Origin of the sequence: Nostoc foliaceum FACHB-393, from assembly GCF_014698505.1 — a bacterium.
GTDB lineage: Bacteria > Cyanobacteriota > Cyanobacteriia > Cyanobacteriales > Nostocaceae > Nostoc > Nostoc foliaceum_A.
Map to the genome: position 1 here is coordinate 179022 of NZ_JACJTD010000002.1, position 25112 is coordinate 204133.

At 41.3% G+C, this 25112-nt stretch carries 24 protein-coding genes; 15 read left to right on the forward strand and 9 right to left on the reverse strand.

Translation table 11 applies throughout. The annotated features are described in order from the left end of the window. The first annotated feature begins 241 nt into the window (after positions 1–241). Positions 242–646 carry a response regulator gene (locus H6G92_RS02535; protein WP_190890409.1) on the forward strand — a complete coding sequence of 135 codons (405 nt, stop codon included), beginning with the start codon at positions 242–244 and terminating at the stop codon, positions 644–646. Between the two features lie 200 nt (positions 647–846). Here H6G92_RS02535 and H6G92_RS02540 read toward each other — a convergent pair whose 3' ends face one another. Continuing rightward, on the reverse strand, positions 847–1734 hold the full coding sequence (locus H6G92_RS02540) for a tetratricopeptide repeat protein (RefSeq protein WP_190890411.1): 888 nt from the start codon (positions 1732–1734) through the stop codon (positions 847–849). Between the two features lie 145 nt (positions 1735–1879). On the opposite strand from H6G92_RS02540, the gene H6G92_RS02545 reads away from it, so the two are divergent. From H6G92_RS02545 to H6G92_RS02580, 8 genes are all read left to right on the forward strand, one after another. Beyond that, entirely contained in the window at positions 1880–2506 is a 627-nt protein-coding gene (locus H6G92_RS02545; protein WP_190890413.1) for a TetR/AcrR family transcriptional regulator, read from the forward strand. Positions 2507–2767: 261 nt separating this feature from the next. Continuing rightward, the gene (locus tag H6G92_RS02550) at positions 2768–3319 is read left to right on the forward strand and encodes a hypothetical protein (RefSeq protein WP_190890416.1); all 552 of its coding nucleotides are present in this window, start codon (positions 2768–2770) and stop codon (positions 3317–3319) included. 102 nt (positions 3320–3421) lie between these two features. After that, entirely contained in the window at positions 3422–4996 is a 1575-nt protein-coding gene (locus H6G92_RS02555; protein WP_190890418.1) for an efflux RND transporter periplasmic adaptor subunit, read from the forward strand. A 22-nt stretch (positions 4997–5018) separates the two neighbouring features. Continuing rightward, entirely contained in the window at positions 5019–6299 is a 1281-nt protein-coding gene (locus tag H6G92_RS02560) for an ABC transporter permease (protein ID WP_190890420.1), read from the forward strand. Between the two features lie 61 nt (positions 6300–6360). Beyond that, positions 6361–7032, forward strand: a complete 672-nt coding sequence (locus H6G92_RS02565; RefSeq protein WP_277926718.1) for an ABC transporter ATP-binding protein — start codon at positions 6361–6363, stop codon at positions 7030–7032. A gap of 116 nt (positions 7033–7148) precedes the next feature. After that, entirely contained in the window at positions 7149–8585 is a 1437-nt protein-coding gene (locus H6G92_RS02570) for a TolC family protein (RefSeq protein ID WP_190890422.1), read from the forward strand. A 134-nt stretch (positions 8586–8719) separates the two neighbouring features. Next, entirely contained in the window at positions 8720–9496 is a 777-nt protein-coding gene (locus tag H6G92_RS02575; protein WP_190890425.1) for a class I SAM-dependent methyltransferase, read from the forward strand. Between the two features lie 75 nt (positions 9497–9571). Continuing rightward, a complete protein-coding gene (locus tag H6G92_RS02580; RefSeq protein WP_190890428.1) occupies positions 9572–10252 on the forward strand; it encodes a Uma2 family endonuclease in 681 nt (226 codons plus the stop codon). Between the two features lie 137 nt (positions 10253–10389). Here the strand turns inward: H6G92_RS02580 and H6G92_RS02585 are convergent, their stop codons facing one another. Then, on the reverse strand, positions 10390–10686 hold the full coding sequence (locus H6G92_RS02585) for a hypothetical protein (protein WP_190890431.1): 297 nt from the start codon (positions 10684–10686) through the stop codon (positions 10390–10392). Between the two features lie 28 nt (positions 10687–10714). After that, entirely contained in the window at positions 10715–11182 is a 468-nt protein-coding gene (locus H6G92_RS02590) for a VOC family protein (protein WP_190890434.1), read from the reverse strand. Positions 11183–11259: 77 nt separating this feature from the next. On the opposite strand from H6G92_RS02590, the gene H6G92_RS02595 reads away from it, so the two are divergent. After that, positions 11260–11718, forward strand: coding sequence for a DUF4385 domain-containing protein (locus H6G92_RS02595; protein WP_190890436.1), 459 nt, complete (start codon positions 11260–11262; stop codon positions 11716–11718). A gap of 135 nt (positions 11719–11853) precedes the next feature. On the opposite strand, the gene H6G92_RS02600 is transcribed toward H6G92_RS02595, so the two are convergent. The 5 genes from H6G92_RS02600 to H6G92_RS02620 form a co-directional block, all read right to left on the reverse strand. After that, complete coding sequence (locus tag H6G92_RS02600; protein WP_190890438.1) at positions 11854–12951, reverse strand: AI-2E family transporter; 1098 nt, start codon at positions 12949–12951, stop codon at positions 11854–11856. 119 nt (positions 12952–13070) lie between these two features. Next, positions 13071–14504 carry a bifunctional orotidine-5'-phosphate decarboxylase/orotate phosphoribosyltransferase gene (locus tag H6G92_RS02605; protein WP_190890440.1) on the reverse strand — a complete coding sequence of 478 codons (1434 nt, stop codon included), beginning with the start codon at positions 14502–14504 and terminating at the stop codon, positions 13071–13073. A gap of 25 nt (positions 14505–14529) precedes the next feature. Continuing rightward, positions 14530–15123, reverse strand: coding sequence for a cytochrome b/b6 domain-containing protein (locus H6G92_RS02610; RefSeq protein ID WP_190890442.1), 594 nt, complete (start codon positions 15121–15123; stop codon positions 14530–14532). A 170-nt stretch (positions 15124–15293) separates the two neighbouring features. Beyond that, a complete protein-coding gene (locus H6G92_RS02615; protein ID WP_190890445.1) occupies positions 15294–15803 on the reverse strand; it encodes a GNAT family N-acetyltransferase in 510 nt (169 codons plus the stop codon). A gap of 117 nt (positions 15804–15920) precedes the next feature. Then, positions 15921–17492: a sensor histidine kinase gene (locus H6G92_RS02620; protein WP_190890448.1), complete on the reverse strand. Its 1572-nt coding sequence runs from the start codon at positions 17490–17492 to the stop codon at positions 15921–15923. Positions 17493–17988: 496 nt separating this feature from the next. On the opposite strand from H6G92_RS02620, the gene H6G92_RS02625 reads away from it, so the two are divergent. The 4 genes from H6G92_RS02625 (at position 17989) to H6G92_RS02645 (ending at position 21528) form a co-directional block, all read left to right on the forward strand. Then, entirely contained in the window at positions 17989–19377 is a 1389-nt protein-coding gene (locus tag H6G92_RS02625) for an AAA-like domain-containing protein (RefSeq protein ID WP_190890450.1), read from the forward strand. 180 nt (positions 19378–19557) lie between these two features. Next, complete coding sequence (locus H6G92_RS02630) at positions 19558–19803, forward strand: AbrB/MazE/SpoVT family DNA-binding domain-containing protein (RefSeq protein ID WP_190890452.1); 246 nt, start codon at positions 19558–19560, stop codon at positions 19801–19803. A gap of 1095 nt (positions 19804–20898) precedes the next feature. Further along, entirely contained in the window at positions 20899–21156 is a 258-nt protein-coding gene (locus H6G92_RS02640) for a DUF433 domain-containing protein (RefSeq protein ID WP_449289978.1), read from the forward strand. A 9-nt stretch (positions 21157–21165) separates the two neighbouring features. Further along, on the forward strand, positions 21166–21528 hold the full coding sequence (locus H6G92_RS02645) for a DUF5615 family PIN-like protein (protein ID WP_190890455.1): 363 nt from the start codon (positions 21166–21168) through the stop codon (positions 21526–21528). Between the two features lie 164 nt (positions 21529–21692). Here the strand turns inward: H6G92_RS02645 and H6G92_RS02650 are convergent, their stop codons facing one another. Then, a complete protein-coding gene (locus H6G92_RS02650; RefSeq protein WP_190890457.1) occupies positions 21693–24536 on the reverse strand; it encodes a tetratricopeptide repeat protein in 2844 nt (947 codons plus the stop codon). A 457-nt stretch (positions 24537–24993) separates the two neighbouring features. Between H6G92_RS02650 and H6G92_RS41030 the strand changes: the two genes are divergently transcribed. Then, positions 24994–25056, forward strand: coding sequence for a hypothetical protein (locus H6G92_RS41030; RefSeq protein WP_390625411.1), 63 nt, complete (start codon positions 24994–24996; stop codon positions 25054–25056). Positions 25057–25112: the final 56 nt, after the last annotated feature.

The following is a 25112-nucleotide window of genomic DNA, read 5'->3' on the forward strand; positions in this document are numbered from 1 at the left end:
CCTAACAAAATATTGATAGTCATAAAAGAAAAAGCAGTAGTATCATCCTTGATGACAAGGATGTACATTCACTATTAAAAAGGAAACAGATAGCAGGTAGCTATTTTAATCGAATGATAATCTGCTGCACACTTAATTTGTATAGACTCCATAGCCAGGATACTTGCCATGACTGCACTTTCTCATTTTGAATTTTGAATTGCCTAATCCCCTTACCTCTACCTCTATAACTAAAATTCTCATGAAAACTGTTTTAATTGTCGAAGACGATCTAATTAATGCTCGTGTTTTTTCCAAAATTTTGTCCAAGCGTGGCGGCTTGGGTGTGAAACACACTGAAAATGTCGAAGAAGTAATAAAAATTGCCCAATCAGGAGAAGCCGACCTGATTTTGATGGATGTTTCCCTATCTAGAAGCGTTTACCAAGGTAAATCTGTTGATGGAATCAAAATTACACAAATGTTAAAATCTGATCCAAAAACAGCAAATTTACCTGTTATTTTGGTGACGGCACATGCTATGGAAGGCGATCGCGAGAACTTTCTCAAACAAAGCGGTGCTGATGGCTACATTTCTAAGCCAGTTGTTGACCATCAACAGTTTGTTGACCAAATCATCGCACTTCTGCCCACAAATGAACACTGAGAATTGACGACTTATTTCAGGAATACTCGCCCGCAAATGTTTTTGAGCGACTAGTTCCTGTCTTTAGTTAGTATAGATGTACTACGAAAAGGTACTGTTAGGCAAGTGGTAATAGGAAAGTTATGAGTTATGAGTGCTGAGTTATGAGTTGAAATATTTACTTTTAACTCCTAACTCCCAACTCGTAACTCCTAACTCTATTATTGGGTAGGCTGTTTTTCAGGGGCTGATAATGAGTTTTCTCGTTGCTGTAGGGCCGCTTGAATACGGGGTAATTCTAGGAATTTTTTCGTATCAGACAGTAAGCGATCGCCCCAGAGATTTTCTTTGAGGAAATCCAAATTAGCATAGCGCGAATCGATGCGGAGTGCGGCTTCTCCCAAGGTTAATCCTTGTTGGCTATCACCTTTAGTATATAGTGCCACTGCCAAGGCCAATAAAGGTTCTGCGGCTTGCTTATCAATGGTTACAGCAGATTGCCATTGCTTAATCGCTCCGGGGATATCACCCTGTTCGTAGTTGATTAGACCAATATTATTGATCGCCGGCCAGAATTTTTTATCTTTAGAAACTGCTGTATTGTACTGTGCGATCGCATCTGGCAATCGACCCAGCAGATAGTAAGCATTACCCAAATTAAACAACCCTTCTGGATCATTGGGTTTTAACTTCAAACCATCTTGGTAATTGACAACAGCTGCTTGGTAATTTTTCTGCTGAAAATTAGCTGAACCCAAAGCAAACAAAATATCACCATTTTTGGGGTTGATAGATTGCGCTTTTTTCAGGCTAGCGATCGCCCCGTCAAACTCTTTAGTTTGTAGTTGCAATCCACCTAAGAGCAACCACACTTTATCATTCTTAGGAGCCAGTTGACTAGCCAGCCGCGCTCGTGGCAAAGCTAATTCAACCTGTTGAAACTGAGCCAGTTGAGCCGCCTCTTGTGCCAAGCTCAACCCCTGTTTCTCTAACTTTGTACCATCTAGTTGCAGTGTATGGGGTATTAATGCCTGCGCGTTAGCGGCTTTTGGCATACTCCACAAACTACAAACCATTAGAAAAGAAATCAAACGAACATGTTTAGGCACACTACCGCCTTTAAGCCACTAATCAAAGAATCTTTCAGCTAGCTTAAACGATCTCCGCTGTTGACGGCAGCAAAATCTTACGTCATTAGTTCTTGACATCCCCATAATAAAAGCAATATATTAATAAGTAATCACTTACTTATTTATGGCTCGTATACCCAGAATCACCAATCAGCAAATCTTAGAAGCAGCCCGTCAAGTTTTCCTACAACAAGGATTTGGTGCTTCAACCTTAGAAATTGCTCAACAGGCTGGTATTTCTGAAGCTTCAATTTTCAAGCGATTCTCAACCAAAGAAGAATTATTTTTTGCAGCGATGGGAATTCCAGAAAAACCCCTCTGGGTGAGTGAGTTGGAATCTCTTTGTGGCAAAGGCAATCTCAAAGAAAACCTAATCAATATTTGTCTCCAGATTATGGAATTCCATCGTGAGGTGCTGCCTCTAATCATGATGCTGCGATCGCGAGGCAATGCGCTCCCACAACTTGGAGGTAAAGAACCAGGGCCCATGCGAGATGTCAAAGTACTGACTGCTTTCCTAGAGCATGAGATCAACCAAGGCCGGCTTCGCCTTTGCGATCCCCAGACAGTGGCTCATATCTTACTAGGATCGCTGATGAACTACGTTTTCTTAGAGCAGATATCGTCTCAAATCAGTACATCAACTACCGAATTACCATTAAATTCTGGAGATCGTGCCACAGAAGTATCACTATTTGTCCAGAGTCTTGTGGATATTGTCTGGCAAGGAATTGCACCAAGCCAGGATTAAATCAAAGGGGTTAGGTATTTATTGGCCATTAATTATTCTCCCTTACCCCCTCTGCTCTCTACTCCCCATTAAAAAAATTGGTGACTTTGGTCATACATCAGCGTGGAATTACTAGTGACTTTCGTCATACATCGGTTTGAACTTTTTGATCAATAATTATTATGTATGAATTTATACGATGAGGTAAATATTAAACACTTTGATGTGCTGAATTCAAACCTCAGCAAAATAGAACTTTAATGCAAATAAGGAGTCAATTCTATGTTGAAGCCAAACCGTGTATCGATAGTCTTAGCTGCTGCTGCCCTGGTCATTGTCCCTACTCTGTTGACTGCGCCTGCAAGTGCCCAGACGAAAGTCTATGTTGTTGGCGATCGCGATCAAAATTGGGATCGCGACGGCAGACGCAACTATAGAGAACGTAGAAACCCCAGAGACAGGGGCAATTGGAACCGCAACGGCAGACCCTATCCTGGAGAAGTCAGAAACCCTGGAAACTGGGGCAATTGGAACCGCAACGGCAGACCCTATCCCGGAGAAGTCAGAAACCCTGGAAACTGGGGCAATTGGAACCGTGACAACCAGCCCTATAGCAGAGTAGTCAGACTTGGTAATGGTGACATCAGATATCCCAACGGGCAAATTATTCCTGCTAGATCCATAGTCAGACTGCGTAATCAAGGTTATTTCAGACTTCCCAACGGGGACATTCTTCTTCCCAATCAGGAAATTGTTCCATCTGGGAGATTAGTGAGAGTGCGTGATGATTACTTCAGACTTCCTAGTGGATTGGTACTGCAAATAAACCTTTAAAACACCAAAAACTCAAAATTATTGTCAGTATAGGGCTACCAGGCTATAGTTTTAGCCGTGAATAACTAGCTCGGTAGCCGTTCTTTATAAACAAATTTAGTTATGAAAATTGATACATCAGATACCGTAGATTCACCAATTTTAGTTCCAGAGGTAAAGAAAAAAAAGGGCAGGCGTAATTGGCTCTCTTGGCTAATTGCCCTTTGCCTTTTAGGAGGAATTGGCTATGCAGTTTATTACCAAGTAGCCGTTGTTTCCCGTCAAGAAGCCAGAGGCCGGGTGCTGACAAGACCTGTAGAAAGGCAGAGTTTAACAATCACAGTTTCAGCGAACGGAACGGTGAAGCCTGAGCGGTCAATCAACCTCAGCCCGAAAAATTCAGGCATCTTGAAAACACTGCTGGCAAAGGAAGGGGATCTCGTCAAACAAGGACAGATTGTAGCTTACATGGATGATTCCAACCTCCGGGGGCAACTCACCTCTGCTCAAGGACAATTGGCACAAGCCGAGGCAAATCTGCAAAAGGCGATCGCAGGCAATCGCCCTCAAGATATTGCTCAAGCCCAAGGAGTATTAGACGAAGCCCAGGCGAATCTGCAAAAGGTACAAGCCGGCAATCGCTCTCAAGATATTGCCCAAGCACGGGCACGCTTGCAAAGCGCTCAAGCCTCCCTTCGCCAAGCAGAAGATGACTTGGTTCGTAATCAGCAACTTTACAATGCAGGTGGTATTTCCCTTCAGACTCTTAACCAAAACCGTGCCAATCGTGACAGCGCTCAAGCTAGTGTAAATGAAGCACAGCAAGCACTGGCTCTGCAACAAGCCGGGTCACGTCCAGAAGATATTGAGCAAGCACGAGCTGTGGTGAAGCAAAGACAGCAAGCTTTAGCACTTGTGAAAGCCGGAACGCGCCAAGAAGATATTGACGCAGCCCGCGCCCAGGTAACATCTGCTCGCGGTTCGCTGCAAAACATCCAAGCCGAAATCAATGACACAATTATTCGCGCACCTTTCGATGGTGTGGTGACAAAGAAGTTTGCTGATCCAGGCGCTTTCGTGACACCCACAACTGCCAGTAGTGAAGTAGCTTCTTCTTCTTCTTCTTCAATCTTGTCTCTAGCTTCAACCAATGAAGTTGTCGCAAGTTTAGCGGAAACAAATATTTCCAGAATCAGCCTTGGTCAAAAAGTTTCGATTAAAGCAGATGCCTACCCAGGAAAAACCTTTGAAGGTAAAGTCAGTCAAATCGCTGCCCAAGCAATAGTAGAGCAAAACGTCACCAGTTTTGAAGTGAGAGTATCGCTTTCAGACCCTCAAAGGCTACTCCGATCTGGGATGAATGTGGAAGTAGATTTTCAAGTCGGTCAAGTTGAAAATGTTCTAGTAGTACCAACGGCCTCAGTTGTGCGCCAAAACAATGCCACAGGTGTGTTTGTGGCTGGAGCTGATAACAAACCTGTGTTTACTCGCATTGAGACTGGCGTTACCGTGAATAACTTTACCGAAGTTAAGTCTGGATTGACAGGAGACGAAAGAGTGTTACTCAGTTTCCCACCAGGATCACGTCCGCAATCAACACCACGAGGAGGAGTTTTTCCTGGTCTAGGAGGAGGCGGAGGTGGTGGTGGAAGAGGAGGCGGTGGCGGCGGAAGAGGAGGCGGTGGCGGTGGTTCTTAAAGTTAGTTGTAAATAAAACCTTATGTTTAAGATATTTAGCGGCTCTAAGAAAGCTAAGAATACCCGCACAGTACCGTTGTTGGAAATTTTAACAATGGCAGCAGAGACTCTGTGGAGTAACAAATTACGCACAGGTTTAACTATGTTGGGCGTGATTATTGGGATTTCTTCAGTCATTGCCATTACTTCTGTCGGTCAGGGAGTGCAAAAGGGGGTTGAGCAACAGATACAAGCATTGGGTACAGATGTGATCCAAATCTTGGCGGGTGCGGCAAGAAGCGGGAATGTCCGTCAAGGAGTAGGTTCTAGCAGTACTTTGACTTGGGAAGATGCAAAGGCGATCGCTACACAAGCGCCATCAGCACAGATCGTTTCTGCTTATCTCCAACGGAGTGCCCAAGTTGTATATGGGGGACAGAATACCTCAACAACCATTTATGGCACAGATTTGAACTACCCAGAAGTCAGAAATACTCACCCCCAACAAGGAAGATATTTTACTCAAGAAGAACTAGATACTGTCGCACAGGTAGCTATTCTTGGCCCTACAGTTCAAAGAACACTTTTTGGACAGGGTGTAAATCCTATCGGCGAGAGAATTCGCATTCAGGGAGAGGCTTATGAAGTGATTGGGGTGATGGAACCTAAAGGTTCTCAGGGGCCGATGGATCGAGATGACCAGATTTTCATTCCTCTAACTAGTATGTCGAAGAGACTAGTTGGGAATAATGCCCTCGTAGGCGTTTCTGTAAATGGAATTTTAGTCAAAGGTGCTAATCAGGAAGAATTAGAAGCCGCTCAGTTTCAAGCCACCAATCTCTTACGGTTGCGTCACAACATTTATCCGCCACAAGCCGATGATTTTCGGCTGACCAATCAAGCTGATATTGTTAGTACCTTCACTAATGTTGTGGGTTTGTTTACAGTAATGGTGGTAGCGATCGCTGGAATTTCGTTAGTGGTTGGTGGAATCGGTATTGCCAACATTATGCTAGTTTCCGTGGTTGAGCGGACACGAGAAATCGGGATTCGCAAAGCCGTAGGAGCCAACAATTCTGCAATCCTGAATCAATTTTTAGCCGAAGCGATCGTAATTTCCATTGCTGGTGGAGGTATTGGTATGGCCACTGGCGTTTTATTAGCCTTTATAGCTGCAAGCACTTTCAAATTTCCCTTTGTCATTTCTTTCTTGTCGATCATTGCTGGATTTGGACTCTCATTGAGCGTTGGCTTACTAGCTGGGGTGATTCCAGCACGAAACGCATCTAAATTAGATCCAATCACTGCTTTAAGAAGCGACTAAATAATTCGTAATTCGTAATTCGTAATTCTTGTACAGACGTGATTAATCGCGTCTCTCTACTATGCCAACAATGATCTGGATGGAATCTATTACTAAAACTTACTACTTGGGAGAAGTTAGTGTTCCAATACTCAAAGGAATTGAACTCTCTATTGAAGAAGGGGAATATGTCTCGATTATGGGTGCGTCAGGTTCGGGTAAATCCACGCTCATGAATATTTTGGGATGTCTGGATCGTCCTACGACTGGAGACTATATTTTTGAAGGCAGAAACCTGACGACTTTTGATGATGATGAATTAGCCTATATTCGCAACCAAAGAATAGGTTTTGTTTTCCAACAATTTAACCTATTGGCGCGAGCGACAGCGTTGGAAAACGTTATGTTGCCAATGGTTTACGCTAATTTACCCAAACCAAAACGCCGTCAAAGGGCATTAGAAGCCTTGGAAAAGGTGGGACTAGAGGGACGCATATCTAACCGTCCTAGTCAACTATCTGGGGGACAACAACAACGAGTAGCGATCGCTCGCGCTTTGGTCAACCGACCTGCATTAGTTTTGGCAGATGAGCCAACAGGAGCTTTAGATACTGAAACTTCCCATGAGGTGATGAGTTTGCTGACAGAACTTAATGACCAAGGGATCACGATTGTGATTGTCACTCATGAACCAGATATCGCGGCTCAAACCAAAAGGATTATTCGAGTTCAAGATGGCTTGATTGTAGGCTAATTTGTTAAGATCAACCCTTTGAGGGGGAATTTAAGATTTAAATTTCTGTAGGTTAATCAGGATAAAAACTCTTGACGTATCCTCAAAAAAACCTAATTAATGACTACATTTAGATTATGAATTTCAGTTTATTATTTGTGCATTCTACCTGGGTGAGCGTAGCATTGGCGGTAGCTTTGCCGTCAGGCATCGCTATTCTTTTTCCAACTTTAGCAAGTGCAGCAACTCCCCCAAAACCCCAGAATTCCTCAAACTCTGTACAGGTTCCCGATTACCTCAACCCCAATCCCAATCCTCTGCAATTTCCTACCAAACCGGAGGAAGTAAAGATTCAGGGAACTGTGCCAATCAGTTTGGCACAAGCTTTAGAACTAGCAAAACGCAACAATCGAGACTTACAAGTAGCCATATTAGAGCTAGAACGCAGTCGCTCGTCGCTACGCGAGTCTCAAGCTGCCTTATTTCCTACTCTTGGTATTAACAGTAGTTTGACTAACAGTGGCAATGGTTTTACTAACAGTTCATCTCCAGCCAGCACCTCTTTCAATGGTTCAGCACAACTGAACTATAACCTCTATAGTTCTGGGAACCAACAAGCTACTATCCAAGCCGCAGAGGAACAGCTAAGGATAGATGAATTAGATGTTGAGAGTACATCTTTGGAAATCGAACTGAATGTCACAACTGAATATTATGATTTGCTAGAAGCAGATGAACAAGCACGAATTAATCAGTCTGCCGTGGATAATGCCCAGGCTAGTTTGCGGGATACTCAAGCGAGAGAACAGGCTGGAGTGGGTACGCGGTTCGATGTGCTGCAAGCTCAGGTGAATTTAGCAAACGCCCAACAAGAACTGACTAATGCTATCTCACAGCAAGAAATCGCTCGTCGTCGGTTAGCAACTCGGTTAAGTTTAGCACAGTCGGTTAATATCACTGCGGCAGATCCGGTACAATTAGTCGGTCTTTGGCAGCCAACAGTAGAAGAAACTATTGTGCTAGCTCTTCAAAATCGTCCAGAATTGCAACAGCAATTAGCACAACGTAACATTGGTGAGCAACAGCGACGACAAGCACTTTCACAGCTAGGGCCACAAATTAGTTTGGTAGGTAATTACAATCTGCTAGATCGGTATGATGATGGTGTCAGCATTACTGATGGCTATTCAGTGGGAATTCAAGGAAATCTCAGTTTGTTTGATGGGGGAGCAGCAAGAGCAAGGGCGGCTCAGTCGAGAGCTAATATTGCGATCGCAGAGACTCAATTTGGTAGCCAGCGCGACCTAATTCGCTTTGATGTAGAACAGTACTATTCTCAATTGCAAGCCAATTTAAATAATGTGCAGACTTCTAGCGTGGCTTTAAATCAAGCCAGGGAAGCTCTGAATTTAGCAAGGCTGAGGTTCCAAGCTGGTGTGGGTACTCAAACAGAGGTGATCTCTGCTGAAAATGACCTGACAAGAGCAGAAGGTAATCGAGTTACAGCTATTTTGGATTACAATCGCGCTCTAGCTAATTTGCAAAGATCAGTCACTTCCAGGGCTTCGCGCTAAGGTCAAATTAATAAATAAATTCAAGCTACTTGACGTTTTTGGATAGAAACGGGTTGGTATCCCCCGCAATTTGATCCACATCAAGAATTAAGATGAATGGGTATAACTGAGATTTTCTTAAAATACAAAAAAAGATGAGTTATAACCACAAGCTTAAAATCCTACCTTTTATAGTAATTTTCCTGTTAATGCTTGAATGCTTGCTGGTTAAGCCAACTGCCATAGCAAGAGCAGATTCTCCATCCACCACAGTTTACGAACAACGGATAATTCATAGTCCAGATGGTATTGGCAAATACTACATGGGGCGAGAAATTGCCAAAGTTATGGGATATACAGGCGCAGGCTGGCTAGAACGACAAAGCCGAGAGGTGGAGGAACAGCCAAGTAAAATAGTCAGCCTCCTTAACCTTAAATCTAACGATGTAGTAGCAGATATTGGCGCTGGTACAGGTTACTTGAGCTTTCGCATTGCGCCGTTATTAACAAGAGGTAAAGTCTTGGCTGTAGATGTTCAGCCAGAAATGTTAGAAATCATTGAGTTGTTCAAAAAAGAGAAAAATATCACCAATGTTGAGCCTGTTTTAGCAACCCTTAGTAACCCCAACTTACCATCTGAAAGTATCGATTTGGCGTTGATGGTAGATGCTTACCATGAACTTGAGTATCCCCAAGAAGTGATGCAAGGAATTGTGAAAGGACTTAAACCAGGTGGTCGGGTAGTGCTGGTTGAGTACCGGGGTGAAAATCCCTTTATTATGATTAAACGTCTGCACAAGATGACTCAAAAGCAAGTCAGCAAAGAAATGCAAGCGGTTGGTTTGGTTTGGCGTGAAACCAAAAACTTATTACCCCAACAGCATTTAATGGTATTTGAGAAACCTAATTCTAACGATTCTTTGACAAGATGAGACTTTGGCAGTAGATCACAAAAAAATATGTACCAAGCCATAATAAAGTAAGACTCCTTGCCAGAGCAGAAAATCATGGTCAACCTATCACTCAAGCAGCGAATTCCTCCTTTAGAGAATGGCGATCGCCTCACTCGCTACGAATTTGAGCGACGCTATCAAGCAATGCCCCGTCATCAAAAGGCAGAATTAATTGAAGGAGTTGTATACTTGGCATCCCCTTTACGCTTTGAAAGTCATGCTGAACCACATGGTCATCTAATAGGCTGGTTGTGGACTTACCAAATTGCCACTCCTGGTGTGAGATTAGGAATTGAGCCAACAGTCCGCTTAGATCGAGACAATGAACCGCAACCTGATGGGGTGCTATTAATAACACCAGCAGCTAGAGGACAATCTCTTTTTAGTGATGATGATTACATCGAAGGTGCGCCAGAACTAGTAATAGAGATAGCAGCTAGCAGCGTTGCTATTGATTTACATGACAAGAAAAAAGTCTATGGTCGTAATGGGGTAAAAGAATACATTATTTGGCAAGTATTTGAAAATAAATTAGATTGGTTTTGCCTGCAACAAGGAGAATATGTGTCCTTAGAAGTGGACGCAGATGGAATTATCAAAAGTCAAGTATTTCCTGGTTTGTGGTTATCAATGTCGGATTTACTTGCTGGCAATATGCAGCAAGTATTGGCTGTGTTGCAGTTGGGATTAAATTCGCCAGAACATCAAATATTCGTGCAGCAGTTGTCTGATTAATTCGTAATTCGTAATTTACTAATAGAAGATAGGTAGCTACTCTTAAACAAAGAATAATTTTCTATTATCTCCTTGAATGAATTTGGTTACTCTAGACTATTAATTACAAATTATTCGGTTACAGCAATTTTTTAGCATCAGTCTATTTTTTGGGGAATGAGACTGGCGTTTTTGGTTGCACTATCCCAAACAATCCAGCTAATAGAATTATCTAAATCATCGGGGCTATTGGAAACTTTGAAATATAGCTTTTCTAAGCCTTTAGTTTCAATGGCAAAGTCGGCATTTTGAGCATAAACAACTATAAAACCTTTGTCTCGCAAACAATACATCGCCCAGGCTTTCAATGATTGCTTGTATGGTTCGTGTGGAATTGGCGGTTTTGTGATTGTGTCTTCAATTACTTTAAATATTTGCGTGATTTTTGCGGACATAGTAGATACTTTTGTTATTACCCCTAAGTTAACTGGCTTCTGGATCGCAACGAATTTCAATCATAAAGCCATCTGGATCGTAAAAATACACTCCTCTACCAGTAGGACGAGTGACTGGGCCATGTGCGATCGCTATTTTATTTTCTCTGATTACTGTCACCGCTTGCTCGAATAACTGCGGATCTATATCAAAAGCCAGATGGTATGCTCTGGTGAAAGTCTTCTCTGGATTGGGATCTGGTGGTGATAATTCTGGTTCCCCAAATAAATCCAAGACGGTACCATCCGGGGTGATGAAGTTGGCTACTTTTCCTGAAGCAACAAGTTCCACCAGGGTTGCGGGTACTTCATCGCCTGTCAGTTCATGCAAACCCAGGATTGTGCCATAAAAGTAGCGGGAAGCTTGCATATCCTGGACGTTGAGGGCAATGTGATGCACTTTACGCAGATTTCCCGGCGCAAGGACACTGTTCACAGATTGGGTGCTAGATAGCATAGTAGAACAAAATCTCTTTACTAGGATAGAAGTTGAACTTTTTCTTAAAGTTTACTATTCCTAAATAAAAATCTATCATGCCATTTGATTATTCTTTAGACTTTAAGAATATTGATTTTCGCCAACATCCCGAACTCTATCGTGTTGGCAAGGGTGAGCAGGGTGTACTTTTGGTAGAACCATACAAATCAGAAATTCTTCCCTACTGGCGGTTCAAAACTCCTGATATTGCTAGAGAGTCAAGTGAAAAAATCTACGAGATGTTTCTTGTTTATCTAGAACAAGATGATTTTGTCGGAGCGGATATGGCACGAAAGTTTATCCAAATGGGTTATACTCGCTCTCGTCGTTATGCTAATCATAAAAGCGGCAGAAAATACAAACAGGACTCGCAAAAAGAGATTTTACCCTATGAAGTAGACCCTGTGAAAGCTGAATCAGCAGCAATATTTAAAGTCAAATGGATGCAAGCAAAGACAAATCAGAAATATCAAGAGCTTTTAGCCAGACATAAGCAGAGATATGAAGTTGACTAGCTGTCTGTCAAGTCTAAAGTTATTTTTGTGATCATCTCCGTTGTAGCTTGATTTTTTCTTATGCTTAAAAGCGGGCAATTCTACAGGAGATTGTAATTCTGAATTACCTTGTCCCGCTACCCCCTCACAAATTAGTCATGATGCTGACTCCTCTACTAACAATTCTGATGCAGCATCACCATCAACAGGTTGATCGAAACCACTAGGTTTAGAAAAACCATCTGCTACATCTTTGATAAAACCAGCTACAGGTACAGCGATTAGCAAACCCAAGACTCCACCAACATTGGTTCCTACAAGCAAAGCAACTAACACCCATATTGGTCTAAGTCCAGTAAACTTGCCTAAAAGTCGTGGTGCGATCGCCTGATCAATTAACTGGTCAATGACAACAGCTACCGCAAAAACCTTCACTGCTAGCCAAAAGTCATGTGTGGCTATTATTAAAGTTATTACAACAAGACTGACAACATCGCCAAAGGGAATTAAGCTCAAAAGCCCAACTCCCAAACCGAAGAGTAAAGCAAACTGGACTTGAAAAGCTAAAAACAATAATGTTAGTGAAACACCCATCAGCAAAGCTAAAGTTCCCTGACCAATCAAGTAATTTTGGAAGTTTTGCTGAATTGACTGGCTTACCTGTTGAGGTAAACTCCCAGGTAACTTTTTAAATATCGCCTCCCAAATTCTTGGCCCATCTAACAACAGATAAAAAGTTAGAACCACTATGATTAATGCCTCAGAAATACTATCAATCGTATCTCTGATAATGCTTAAAAGTTTATCTGAAACAAACTCTATCTCATTGGGTAATTGGTCAGTAATTTGTGTTAATAAATGACTCAGATTCACATTTATTTTGTGCTTAAAAAACCAATCATTTAAAATTTTAAGTTTTTCTTCGCTAGAATCAATCCATTGGGGGAGAACTTTAGCCATTTCATTAAATTGCTCTAAAACAATAGGAACTAAAGTAATACCCAGAGCAACAATAATTAACAATGCTAATATAAAAACTAATGATACTGCATAGCTGCGTTTAACTCCTCGTTGTTGGAGAATCGAAACAGGATAGTTTAAAACGAATGCAAGCAAAATAGCCAAGACAAGTATTGTTCCGACAGGTTGAAAAGTTTTAAAAAGTAAAAATGCTAGCCAAGTATTGAGAAATAATAGAGGAAATAGCAGCGTAAAAATTAACCATTTAAGTAGTTGATTGAGTGAAAAATTCATAATTAATTTAAAAATCAAAATTATTCTAGTGACTAAATTGAACCTGGGGATTAAATATGAATAAGGGGACGGAGATGATGAAAATCTTTACCCATTCCCAATTTTCGGTTATTTGAGTACTAACTTTCATTAAAAGCTAAAAATTGCTCCTCATTTATTCGTCCAGCTTGATACAGAGTATTCGTAATTTCCGAAAGAGTTAAAACCGCATGACCGCGATAACCATTTTGCTGTAATTTATCTTTTACCCCTTGTTCATGGTCGATAAATACCACAATATCATTAACTTTTAATCCTGCGGATTCTAACTTTTTTGCCCCTTCCATGACACTTTTACCGCTGATGAGAATATCGTCAACCACCACAATCGTTTCGCCGGGATGAAAGTTACCCTCAATTACTCTCCGAGTTCCGTGTGCCTTCACCTCTTTACGAGGGAAAATCATCGGACAATGAAGGCGCAAAGCTAAACCGGTGGCAGTAGGCAAAGAACCGTAGGGAATACCTGCTAACCTATCAAAATGGAGATTCTTCAAAATATCCTCATAGGCAGTGAGAACTTGATTAAAAACTTGAGGATTGGAAATAATTTTGCGTAAGTCAATGTAATAAGGAAATATAGCTCCTGATGCTTGGACAAAGCTGCCAAACATAATGCAATCAATATCATAAAGTTGTAAAATCAAATCCTGTTGTGGGTGCTGATTTAGCAAACAAACATCAGGAAACCACACAGAACATGTAGAATTTTCGTGAATAATTTCGGTTTTTATTTGATTAATTTCTGCGCGTAAAGACTGGACTTCTTCAGATAGCTGTATGTTTCCCAACATATCTTGAGGAACAGGAATCAGCAAACCATCACCGTTAGCATTCAAACCTGCTTCTAAAATTGGCTTCAGGTTTCCACTCTTCGCCCAGATGCTACGCGCCATAATAATTCTTTCAGGCGCGATCGCTCGAATAAGTGCTAAAACTTCAGGATTTGTAGTTCCCACTTCCAAACCCAATTGTTCTGGAGTTCCCCAGGTTTTTGATTCTTTTACTACCTGTAAATAAAGGGGCGATTCGTTTGTAGGATATTGCTGTAAAGCTTCTGCACCTGGATTAGAAGTACAGCATAAAATAAACACCGCTTTATCAGGATAGACCAAAAAAGGTGCTACGTGATCTTGTCCTGTATAAGGACTGAGAGTGATTGCATCCACTTGCCATTCTGTAAACACAGTTTGAGCAAAAATGGTACTAGTATTTAAGTCACTGTGTTTAGCATCTAAAATAACTGGGATGTGGGATGGAATTGCTGCTAAAGTTTTGTACAGCAGTTCTAAACCGGGAATACCTAATGCTTCGTAAAAGCCAAGCGTCGGTTTATAGGCACAAACGAAATCAGAAGTTTCAGCAATAATGAATTGTAACCATTTCTCCAAACCAGTTATGAGTTCTTCAGATTCATAACGCACAGGCATCATCTCTGGATTTGGATCAAGTCCTACAAACAGTAAGCTTTGATTTTGCAAGATATTACGATTCAATTTATCAAAAAAGTTCATATTTTTGTGAAAAAAAGATTATTTATCAAAACATTGATTCTGTTAATTCAGTACCACCAGCTTTCTGCCCTAATCGAGAGTGAATCACTGCAAATAAGATAACCATCGGCACTGAGGCAAAGTGAACGATTCGCAATGCTTGCCAACTGCCAAACAGATCCACAATCCAGGGAAATTGAGCAGGTTTATACATTCCTATTCCTGTAAATAACGCTAGAAGCAAAATAGGAATAATTGCTGTATAGGCAATCCGATGCCAAGCATAAATTAGACGCTTGGAATTTTGACTTTTTTGTAATGCTTTCAAGTCATTGGCACCGACAAACCGATGTCGCCAGCGCCGGGTAATTAAAACGTAAATTCCATACCACAGGAGATTCAGCGAAAATAGCCACATTGCTGCAAAATGCCAGTGTCTACCTCCAGCAAGCCAACCTCCTAAGGTAAATATCGGAGGAATGTGCAAACCTGCACGCCCACCAAAAACAGGGTTGGCGTTGTAAATTTGTAATCCACTGGTGAGCATGATAAACAGGCTAATAATGTTACACCAGTGAAAAATTTTGGCTGCGATCGCTTGAGTGGGTCGCTTTCGAGTTTGGGAGGGGGTCAAATTCATAGATTTTGACTGATAAAATTTGCTGTTTATCTGTCTTGGGTGAATGGCCTAGCAAGTTTGGAGATGGGCATTAATCACCTTTATTTTCCCATCCTATGACTCAGTATTCTGACATTGATGATCTAACATCTGCTGTTTTAAATGTCAGTTTAGGTATGGTTAGAGGTGTTCTAAGCTAAATTGTCAAAATTGGGCAGTGTCTTACAGCAGTCTGCTCGTAATAAAATGATAAATTTCATTCCATCATTCTCTCGCTCAAACGACTGCTGATACTCGAATCCCAATTTCTGCCATACCCTTATCGCACGCTGATTGAATGCCGCGATCGTCACCCGACAAGCTTTTGGGTTAAATAAACTGTCTGCAAATTTCAATACGGCATTGGCATACTCAGCACCCTTTCCTCGTCCGGTCAAGTCAGGGCGAATTCCCATGCCAATATCTAGCGCCTGATCGCGGTAATCACCACCAGTGACCTGTCGATCTTGTCCAAAAGAACAGTAAGCTACCAACTCGCTATTTTTATCCACAATGCTATAGAAGTTATTCTGGGAGTGCAGAATATGTTGTAGTGAATTAGCTTCTTGCTCTGAGTAATTGTATAGATCATAAGGTGGCTCATATCGCCAACTTAGGATAGCGCGTGCATTACTCTCATTGATTAGGTAAAACGTGAACATTACTTACTGTGCTGTTTGTACTACGCTAACCCTAACTTTGAGATCCGCTCAGTATAATGCCGCTTTGTTAATGCATCGACTTGCAAAAATTAACACCTCCTACTCAAGGCTAATTACTTAAAAGCTGGCGTGTTTTCTCATAGCGGTATAGTGTCTTGCTGTTGTATTCATCTCAATGACCAACTCTGTGCCTTGACCTAATTGAGAATTACACTTCAGTTTTCCTTGATGTTTTTCAACTATAATTTCCCGACTAATTGATAGTCCCAGTCCTTTCCCTTTTCCTACTGGTTTGGTGGTAAAAAATGGTTCAAATATCTGTCTTTGGATATGGGGAAGTATGCCTTTACCATTGTCAGAAATACGAATTATAACTTTGTGTTTTTTCCCTGTCCGTTTGTCATTTATCCAAGGTTCATTACTGTTGACCAATGATAAATGACTGCTAATAATTTCTGTCTGAATAAAAATTCTGGGAGCAAAGGAATAATCATGTTTCATCCTTTCTTCTAAAGCATCAATAGCATTAGTTAAGATGTTCATGAATACCTGATTTAGATCACCAGGGTAACATTCGATTAAGGGCAATTCCCCATAGTCTTTAATTACTTCAATACCTGATCTATCTGGTTGTTCTTTCAAACGATGCTGCAAAATCCTCAGAACACTATCAAGTCCTTTATGCAGGTCAACTTTTTTCATTTGACCTTCGTCAGAGGTTGAAAAATTCCGCAACGCGAAAACAATTTCTTTGACGCGCTCAGATCCGGCTCGCATTGACCACAGCAATTTGAAAAAGTCTGTCTTCACGAAACCAAGGTCGAGGCGTTGCAGATGTAAGGCAATGACTGGGGCCGGTTTGGGATAGTAATGTTGGTAAAGTTCAATGATTCTGATTAAGTCTTCAGCATATTGACTCGCAGGATGGAGATTGCCGTAAATGAAGCTAACGGGGTTGTTAATTTCGTTAGCCATATCTGCCACCAGTTGGCCGAGGTTAGCCATTTTCTGGTTCTGCAATAACTGCCTTTGGGTATATTTAAGTTCTTCGAGGGTAATTTCTAGCTGCTGTGATTTTTCCTTAACTTGGTCTTCGGTAGATTGGCGTTGGGTAATTTCTGTTTGGAGTTGTTCAAATAGTCGGTATTGTTGAATAGCGTAGGCGCAGCCCGTCGTAGACATCGCTTTATCCTGACTAATATCCTTGTGCGTCCCCGCCATCCGCACTGGTTTACCGAATTCATCCCACTGAAATACTTTGCCACAAGCCAGAATCCACTTCCACTCACCGGATTTAGTCAGCATTCGCAATTCGACTTCAAACACAGGTGTGCATCCCTGGAGATAATCGTGCAATGTCTGGCGAATTCTCGCTAAATCCCCTGGATGTACAAGTCGCTCAAAGGATGTATAATCATTATCAATTTCGTCTTCTTCATACCCCAGAATGCGCTTCCACTGGGGATCATAATAAGTTTTATCAGTTACCAGATTCCAATCCCACAACCCCAAGCCACTGGCTAATAATGCCATTTGTAAGGCGGCTTGTGAGCATTGGCAAGGATCTAAATCTTCTTGAGATAAGTCTTTTTGTCCTTTTTGCAGTGGCTGTGATTCTGGGAAACTCTGAGAATCTTGTACTGAAAGTAGAGCTTCCGATTTATGAGTAGCGGGTTCTTCGATATGCATAGCTGCTGGTACGATGAGGAAGATGTCCTGTAGCTCTTTCTACGCTGTCTTAGCACCCTGACGATCCAGTTATGGACAGTACTTTTGTTAACAAATCGTCTACTTGGTTGATTAGGCTGTAACTTAGGTCAGAGATATATCAGCCCATATCATTAATTTGGATGGAATTGAGAAAAAGGTAAACGGACGAATGTAACCTCTGTTGCGATCGCCGTGGCCATTTTAAAAAAAAATCGCTACATTGTGTGCATCTATATTCTAAGATATGTCTAAAAAAAGTAGTTCAAATCACATATAATCACCTAAAAAGTCGAAAAATTTTGTAAAAAAAATTCTATGATTAATTCATGTCAAATATTTTAGGATACAAATAAATTGTCAATCCTTGTTTGTAGCTTTTTGGGAAAGGGCTGGCTGCTATCCATAGAAGGCAGGCTACATTGAGTTCCAAAGAATAATGGTGTGAGAAAATTTCATGCTTTAGAGCCGATGAGTAATGACTATAGATGAAGTAGTATTGCTACTAAAAGCCAGTCAAGCAACCGGTTTAACGACACTTCAAGAGATCATATTGCGTTCTTCGTGGGAAGGAAAAACCTACACGAATATAGTCTGTGAAGCTCACTACGACGAGGAACATGTCAGGAAAATTGCTGCTCATTTATGGCAATTGCTGAGTGATTTTTGCAAAGAACCTATAAATAAATCAAACTTCCGCCAGACTGTAGAAAATCATCGTCTTAGTAAAACACATCAGCAGTTAGTTAAGGAATTCAACAAAGCAGCCACGGCTATATCCTTAGAATTTCCTAGTGGGTCAGTATCCCTTAATTCCAGATTTTACATCCCTCGTCCGCCAATTGAGGAACTCGCCTACGCAGAAATGGCTGAACCTGGGAGTCTCATCTGCATCAAAGCACCCAAGAAGATGGGGAAAAACTCTCTGATTTTGCGGTTGCTTACACGCGCTAACAATCAAGGTTTTAGTACTGTAACGTTGGATTTTCAGCAAGTAGATAAAGCAATATTTGCCAGTTTAGATAAATTTTTGCGCTGGTTCTGTATCAACGTGAGTCGGGAATTACAGCTAGAACCAAAACTCAATGATTATTGGGATGAAGATATGGGTAGCAAGGTGAGTTGTTCTATCTATTTCCAACAGTATTTACTCTCTGCGCTGGAAACTCCCCTTGTGTTGGTAATGGATGGAGTGGATTGGCTGTATGAGTATGAGGAAATTGTTGGAGAATTGTTACTATTGGTGCGATCGTGGCATGAACGAGCCAAAGGGGTAGAAATTTGGCAAAAACTGCGCCTAGTTCTGGTTTATTCAATGGAAAATCTTGTTCCTATAAAACTGACTCAATCACCATTTAATATTGGTTTGCCTATTAAGTTACCTCCCTTTACAAAAGAACAGGTACAGGATTTAGCAGTACGTCACGGCTTGGATTGGACAGATAGTAAAAACGTCGAGAGTTTGATGGCAATAGTGGGGGGATATCCTTATTTGGTGCGCTTGGCATTATATCACCTTGTGGGTAAAGGAGGACTAGAAGGGGATTTAGAACAGCTATTGCAACAAGCACCCACAGAAGCAGGAATTTATCACGAGTATTTAAGGCAGTTTGTATTAGTGCTACGAGATGAGCCAGAATTGCAAGATGCTTTTTATGAGGTAATTAACACTACAAATTATGTGCAATTAGAGCCAGCATTGGCATGTAAATTACAGAGTATGGGGCTAATTAATTTAGAAGGCGATGTCTACGACGGGCTACGCCTACGCAGTACTGTTGCTTGTGAATTATATCGGTTATATTTCCGACAATATTTGAATAAAAGTGAGAGTTTAAATGATAATTGTGTTGAACAGTTGTTTTAACTCTCAGTTTAGGCGTGGCTAGTGTTATTTCTGTAATATAAATTGAGTTTGCTAGTTTAGTTAATGCTTCTGAGGAAGCACTCTATTAACCAAAAAGAAAAAGACGCAATGTCTACCACGGGCTACGCGATCGCATCATAGTTTAATATAGAAGTTATCATCAAGTAAGGAACTTGAGTCATGGCTAGTGCGATCATTACAAGCAAAGGACAAATAACTATTCCTCAAGAAATTAGGGATTATCTTAATCTGGATACTGGTAGCAAGGTTGATTTTTTCATAGATGAAAATGGAATAGTCAAACTGATTCCCCTAAATGTTCCTATTCAAAGCTTATCAGGGCTTTTACACCGTCCGGGAATGAAAAGCGCAACTTTAGATGAAATGGAAGTAGCCATCCAAGAAGGTTCAAGTGATTGGACTTGATACAAATATTTTAGTGCGTTACTTGACCAAAGATGATGAAAAGCAGTGGAAGCAAGCTGCTGAAATCATCGAAAGGGGAGAGTAATGTGTAATGTGTAATGTTTTGTTGCTAATATAGTTCTCTGTGAATTAGTCTGGGTTTTGCGCGGGAACCCTTATCAATTTAGTAGAGAAGAAATTAGTAATACTATAGACTTGATGCTGCAATGTTCGGTGTTTGAGTTAGAAAATCGCTTTGTAGTTTATCAAGCATTATAGCGATTTAAGCAGGGAAGTGCAGATTTTTCTGACTATTTAATTGGTGCGATCGCTCAAGATTATGGTTGTAGTTCAACAGCAACTTTTGACAAAAAGCTGAGAAGCGAAAAGGGATTTGATTTATTTGAGTAAGTGATTTCCTCCTTCTCTGAATAAATAAAAGCCATTTTGTTCTAAGTTAATTATTTAATTAGCTCTTTTCGTTTGATTGACACACTTAAACCTCTATAGAAATTTGTTCCAGCGAAGAACTACCTGCGTAGGCTCAATGATATACCAAAATGAATGCGTGAATTACTCTAATGAGTAAGCAAACTGGGATTTAAGAAAGTAAAACCTGCTTTTGTGTGTGGAAAACACTCAAATGTGAGATTAAAACCTGCTTTTGTGTGTGGAAAACACTAAAATGTTAGATTAAAACCTGCTTTTGGAGAAGTAAAAGCTGCTTTTGCTTGTGGAAAACACTAAAATGCGAGATTAAAAGCTGCTTTTGAGAAAAGAAAAGCTGCTTTTGCATAAGTAATCAGGCATTTTTACTTAATTCAATATGAATTTAAGTCTAGGCGATATCTTTCCTTCGGAACGGTACGCGAATGCTAACGCGCTTTTCACTTTTATGACTGTACGCTTTGTACAATACCTGTAAATTTGTATCCCCATGTAGTCTATTCTGGATTTGAGGCGGGGTGATGCCTGCGGCGGGCTACACCTACGTGTAGATTCGCACTCTACACAACGACACTGATGCACTCAGGATTTTAAAAGGCGATCGCTTATGGGTTTACAATCAAAAATAGAGCGCTAGGCTTTACAATATCATCATTGCACCTCAGAGCGATGAAAAAGATTTTGGAGCGATCGTTTATGTTAGGTCTGGAGAGAATTACATTTGACCCTAGCATTATGGCTGGACAAGCTTGCATTCGCGGGATGCGGATTCCAGTTTCTTTAGTGGTAAATTTGGTAGCTCATGGAAAGTCTATAGAAGAAATTTTAGAAGAATATCCTGATTTAGAAGCAGAAGATATTCGTCAATCTCTTCTTTATGCAGCGTGGTTGACTCAAGAACGGGTTTATACCTTCAAAAGTGCTTAACAAGTAATAATGAAGTTTTTGGCAGATATGGGAATTTCACTACGCACTGTAACTTGGTTGCGTGGTGCTGGTTATGATGTAGTGCATTTGCGCGATGAAGGTTTGCAAAGACTACCAGATGATGAGATTTTAATTAAAGCCCGTGCAGAAGGAAGAATTTTATTAACTATAGATTTAGATTTTGCCCAACTTTTAGCCGTGAGTGGGGAGAGTTTACCCAGTGTGATTTTGTTTAGGTTGGGGAACGAAAATTATGATGCAATTAATGAACGGTTGACGCAAGTTTTGAGTGAATGTCAGGAAGATTTAGAGTTAGGGGCAATTATTTCTGTAAGTAATGAAACTTTCCGAGTGAGGCAATTGCCTATATAACAATACGCTTAGGTTAAGGCTAAAAACTAAAACTCGCGTAGATTGGGGAACCTCATTCTACCTCAGAGTTCAGAACAGGAAAGGCCGAGTTAAAGCGATCGCCTTTTTCAGTTTTATCACAGTATGCTTTGCACAAAACCTTTAAATTTGTATGCCTATGTAGTCTATTCTGGATTTAAGGGGAGGCGATCGCGCAAATCTGCTAAATTTTCACGCACAGTAACAGTATCAGGATGATCCAACCCTAACTGTTGCTCAAAAATATCTAAAGCTTGGATGCACAAGGGTTCAGCTTCGCTGTATCTACCTTGGGATTTGTAGAGTCCGGCTAGGTTGTCAAGGCTTTGTGCGACATCTGGATGTTCTTCGCCCAGCAGCTTGCGCCTGAGTGCCAAAGCTTGGATGAATAGGGGTTCGGCTTCGCTGTATTTTTCTTGCAATAGGTAGAGTCCCGCAAGGTTGTTGAGGCTAGCAGCGACATATCGATGTTCTTCTCCCAGCACTTTGCGCCATAGTGCCAAAGCTTGGATGTAAAGGGGTTCGGCTTCGCTGTATCTGCCCTGGGAGTAGTAGAGTAACGCTAGGTTGTTGAGTGTAGCAGCGACAGATGGGTGTTCCTCTCCCAGCAGCTTGCGCCTGAGTGCCAAAGCTTGGATGCATAGCGGTTCAGCTTCGCTGTATTTTTCTTGCAATAGGTAGAGTCCCGCAAGGTTGTTGAGGCTAGTGGCGACAGATGGGTGTTCCTCTCCCAGCAGCTTGCGCCTGAGTGCCAAAGCTTGGATGAAAAGGGGTTCGGCTTCGCTGTATCTGCCTTGAGATTGGTAGAGGTACGCAAGGTTGTTGAGGCTAATAGTGACAGATGGGTGTTCCTCTCCCAGCAGCTTGCGCTTGAGTGCCAAAGCTTGGATGTACAATGGTTCAGCTTTGCTGTATCTGCCTTGAGATTCGTAGAGTCCCGCAAGGTTATTGAGGCTCAAGGCAACAAATCGGTGTTCCTCTCCCAACAGCTTGCGCGTGAGTGCCAAAGCTTGGATTAAAAGGGGTTCAGCTTCGTTGTATCTGCCTTGAGATTCGTAGAGTTCCGCTAGGTTGTTGAGGCTTTGTGCGACATCTGGATGTTCTTCGCCCAGCAACTTACGCCTGATTACCAAAGTTTGAATGAAAAGGGGTTCAGCTTCGCTGTATCTGCCTTGGGAGTTGTAGAGTTGTGCTAGGTTGTTGAGGCTTTGTGCAACATCTGGGTGTTCCTCTCCCAAGCGTTTTTTGCTAACCTCTAGACACTGCTCAAACCAAGGTGCTGCTTTTTCATACAATCCCTGACCATTGTAAAACCTAGCGTTACCTATAAATGCCCAAATTAAATCATCATCGCTGACGTATTCAATCAGCTTTCTCGATACTTCAGCTATATGAGGTATGGCGAGGGAAATAGCGTTGATTTGCTCAAAGATGGGGGTTTCAGGGATCTCTTTGGCAATTGCTACCATTACTTTGCAAAAACTTTGCTTTAATTCTTCTGCTTGCTCTAAACCTGTAAGCTTATATTGAAAAAACTCTCTTAGCAGTGGATGTAGTTGATAAACTCCCTCACTTTTACGCTGTAGCAAATGCAGTTTCCGCAAGATATCATCTCTAATTTCCTCTAACTCTCCCTCGTCTGACTCTGGTAAACACTGTTCCACAAACTTCCAAGGTATAGGTGAGGCGGCAAATAAACTCAGCAAACAGCCAAGCTGCTTATCGCTGTCTTCTAATTCCTGCCAACTCAACTCAAAGGCTGCTAACACACCTCGTTGTGCTGTCATATCGGCTTCTGGTTTCACAAGGGCGCGTTGTTCGAGCCGCTTTTTCTCTAACCGCCGCAACATTTCTGTTAGAGATAAGTCTTGTTTCCGCGCCAAATATCGCCCGACTAATTCCAAACCCAAAGGCAAATATCCCAACCACTCACACAACTGATTTGCAACAGCCAATTCTTGCTCAATTCGCTGTGGTGTTTCTTTAAAAAATGACCTTAATAACTCTAGCGCTGCTTCTGGTTGCAATACATCTAGAGATAATTCCTTTATAGATGCTCCTAAGTGTTGGCGCGTGGTAATCAACACTTTAAACCGGGAAGATAACGAGGGTAAGTAAGGCTTAACTTGTTGATATTCTCCAACATCGTCTAAGACTAGCAGCACATCGCCTTCGCGCCAAAGCCGAAAGCAGTATTGCACTTGGGCGAATATATCAAAATCTTCTGGCGGCTTTAAATCAAGCTGCGTTCTAGCAAACTGCACAATTTGAATGCCCACATCTCCAGCCTTTGCCAGCAACCAGCAAATTCCACCCTTGTAAATTTCACGGTGAGCCATTGCATATTGTAAGGCCAGTTCTGTTTTACCCAGTCCACCCATGCCAGCGATCGCAGTAATGGCAACTTGTTTATTATCCTGCAAAAGTTGGTGAAGATTTTTCAATTCATCTTCACGCCCGAAAAATTTCACCACCCCACTCAAGGGTAGATTTTGCGGTATTTCAGTTGATGTCTCAATTACACCTATTCCTTCCTTGATGTTGTCAACGAGCCACCTCATATCCTTGTCAAAGTCAGGATCATTCAGCCTAATTTCAGTTTTATTACGGTACGCCAATTCATTAATGCTCTCTGGCAATTCACTTTCAGTCGGTAGTTTCGCTCCCTTCATCAGCAGAGGAATTACCGGAATGTTCTTCTTCAAGGCAGTTTCAATTTCAAGTCGTACCCAGTCTTCGGATTGATCCAACCGTCGATTGCCTGCATCATCTGTTACCGTTAACCAGCTAGGCCCAATCACCACCAGCATTACCCGGCAACTACTCAGAGCATCATTGATCTCCTTTCGATAGTCCAATCCCATCGGGATCTTTTGGACATCCTTAAAAACATGATCCTTCCCAAAGTAATGCACCAGGTAGTCATAGATGCGCCCAGTTGAATCACCCGTGTCACTAATCCGATACGATATAAAAATAGAATTTTTCACTTAATTTATCCTAAGTTTTTTTCTAATAGTATGTATAGCTTGTATTGATTGCATCATGAGGCTTCTAGCGATCGCCCTCCCGGAGAGTGACAGAAAAGGGGTATTTTACCCATTAATTACGAAGTTACACTGTGAAGTAATTGTAATTTAGTGCATCTCATTGGGAATAAATAATACAAGTTTATTAAGATTTCTCTAGAAAAGCGGGTTTTATCGCGTTTTCTCTTAAGTAAAATCTCACAACTACATTTGTTAAAGCCATACTATATGTATTAACGCTAAAGTCATAGTACGACTACTAAAATCACAACCCAAATGCAAGCTGATAAATACCCTTTTGCTCAAGAAGTGACTACTGACATGGAAGGTAATATCCGCAAAGTATTCATAGCTTTTGATGACTATCTACGCTTGCTAGAAACTATTGAGGATTGAGGATGAAGGACTTATCTTAGCAATGAAGGCAGTAGAATATGAAACACCTCTAAATATTGATGAAGCATTAGCACAATTAGAATAAGAGTAATTGCAATTTATAATCCCCACTTTCTTAATTACGAATTACGAATTACGAAC

Coding starts and splice junctions, on each gene's coding strand:
- H6G92_RS02535 (WP_190890409.1), top strand. CDS start 242: ATGAAAACTGTTTTAATTGTCGAAGACGATCTAATTAATGCTCGTGTT.
- H6G92_RS02545 (WP_190890413.1), top strand. CDS start 1,880: ATGGCTCGTATACCCAGAATCACCAATCAGCAAATCTTAGAAGCAGCC.
- H6G92_RS02550 (WP_190890416.1), top strand. CDS start 2,768: ATGTTGAAGCCAAACCGTGTATCGATAGTCTTAGCTGCTGCTGCCCTG.
- H6G92_RS02555 (WP_190890418.1), top strand. CDS start 3,422: ATGAAAATTGATACATCAGATACCGTAGATTCACCAATTTTAGTTCCA.
- H6G92_RS02560 (WP_190890420.1), top strand. CDS start 5,019: ATGTTTAAGATATTTAGCGGCTCTAAGAAAGCTAAGAATACCCGCACA.
- H6G92_RS02565 (WP_277926718.1), top strand. CDS start 6,361: ATGCCAACAATGATCTGGATGGAATCTATTACTAAAACTTACTACTTG.
- H6G92_RS02570 (WP_190890422.1), top strand. CDS start 7,149: ATGAATTTCAGTTTATTATTTGTGCATTCTACCTGGGTGAGCGTAGCA.
- H6G92_RS02575 (WP_190890425.1), top strand. CDS start 8,720: ATGAGTTATAACCACAAGCTTAAAATCCTACCTTTTATAGTAATTTTC.
- H6G92_RS02580 (WP_190890428.1), top strand. CDS start 9,572: ATGGTCAACCTATCACTCAAGCAGCGAATTCCTCCTTTAGAGAATGGC.
- H6G92_RS02585 (WP_190890431.1), bottom strand. CDS start 10,686: ATGTCCGCAAAAATCACGCAAATATTTAAAGTAATTGAAGACACAATC.
- H6G92_RS02590 (WP_190890434.1), bottom strand. CDS start 11,182: ATGCTATCTAGCACCCAATCTGTGAACAGTGTCCTTGCGCCGGGAAAT.
- H6G92_RS02595 (WP_190890436.1), top strand. CDS start 11,260: ATGCCATTTGATTATTCTTTAGACTTTAAGAATATTGATTTTCGCCAA.
- H6G92_RS02600 (WP_190890438.1), bottom strand. CDS start 12,951: ATGAATTTTTCACTCAATCAACTACTTAAATGGTTAATTTTTACGCTG.
- H6G92_RS02605 (WP_190890440.1), bottom strand. CDS start 14,504: ATGAACTTTTTTGATAAATTGAATCGTAATATCTTGCAAAATCAAAGC.
- H6G92_RS02610 (WP_190890442.1), bottom strand. CDS start 15,123: ATGAATTTGACCCCCTCCCAAACTCGAAAGCGACCCACTCAAGCGATC.
- H6G92_RS02615 (WP_190890445.1), bottom strand. CDS start 15,803: ATGTTCACGTTTTACCTAATCAATGAGAGTAATGCACGCGCTATCCTA.
- H6G92_RS02620 (WP_190890448.1), bottom strand. CDS start 17,492: ATGCATATCGAAGAACCCGCTACTCATAAATCGGAAGCTCTACTTTCA.
- H6G92_RS02625 (WP_190890450.1), top strand. CDS start 17,989: ATGACTATAGATGAAGTAGTATTGCTACTAAAAGCCAGTCAAGCAACC.
- H6G92_RS02630 (WP_190890452.1), top strand. CDS start 19,558: ATGGCTAGTGCGATCATTACAAGCAAAGGACAAATAACTATTCCTCAA.
- H6G92_RS02640 (WP_449289978.1), top strand. CDS start 20,899: ATGAAAAAGATTTTGGAGCGATCGTTTATGTTAGGTCTGGAGAGAATT.
- H6G92_RS02645 (WP_190890455.1), top strand. CDS start 21,166: ATGAAGTTTTTGGCAGATATGGGAATTTCACTACGCACTGTAACTTGG.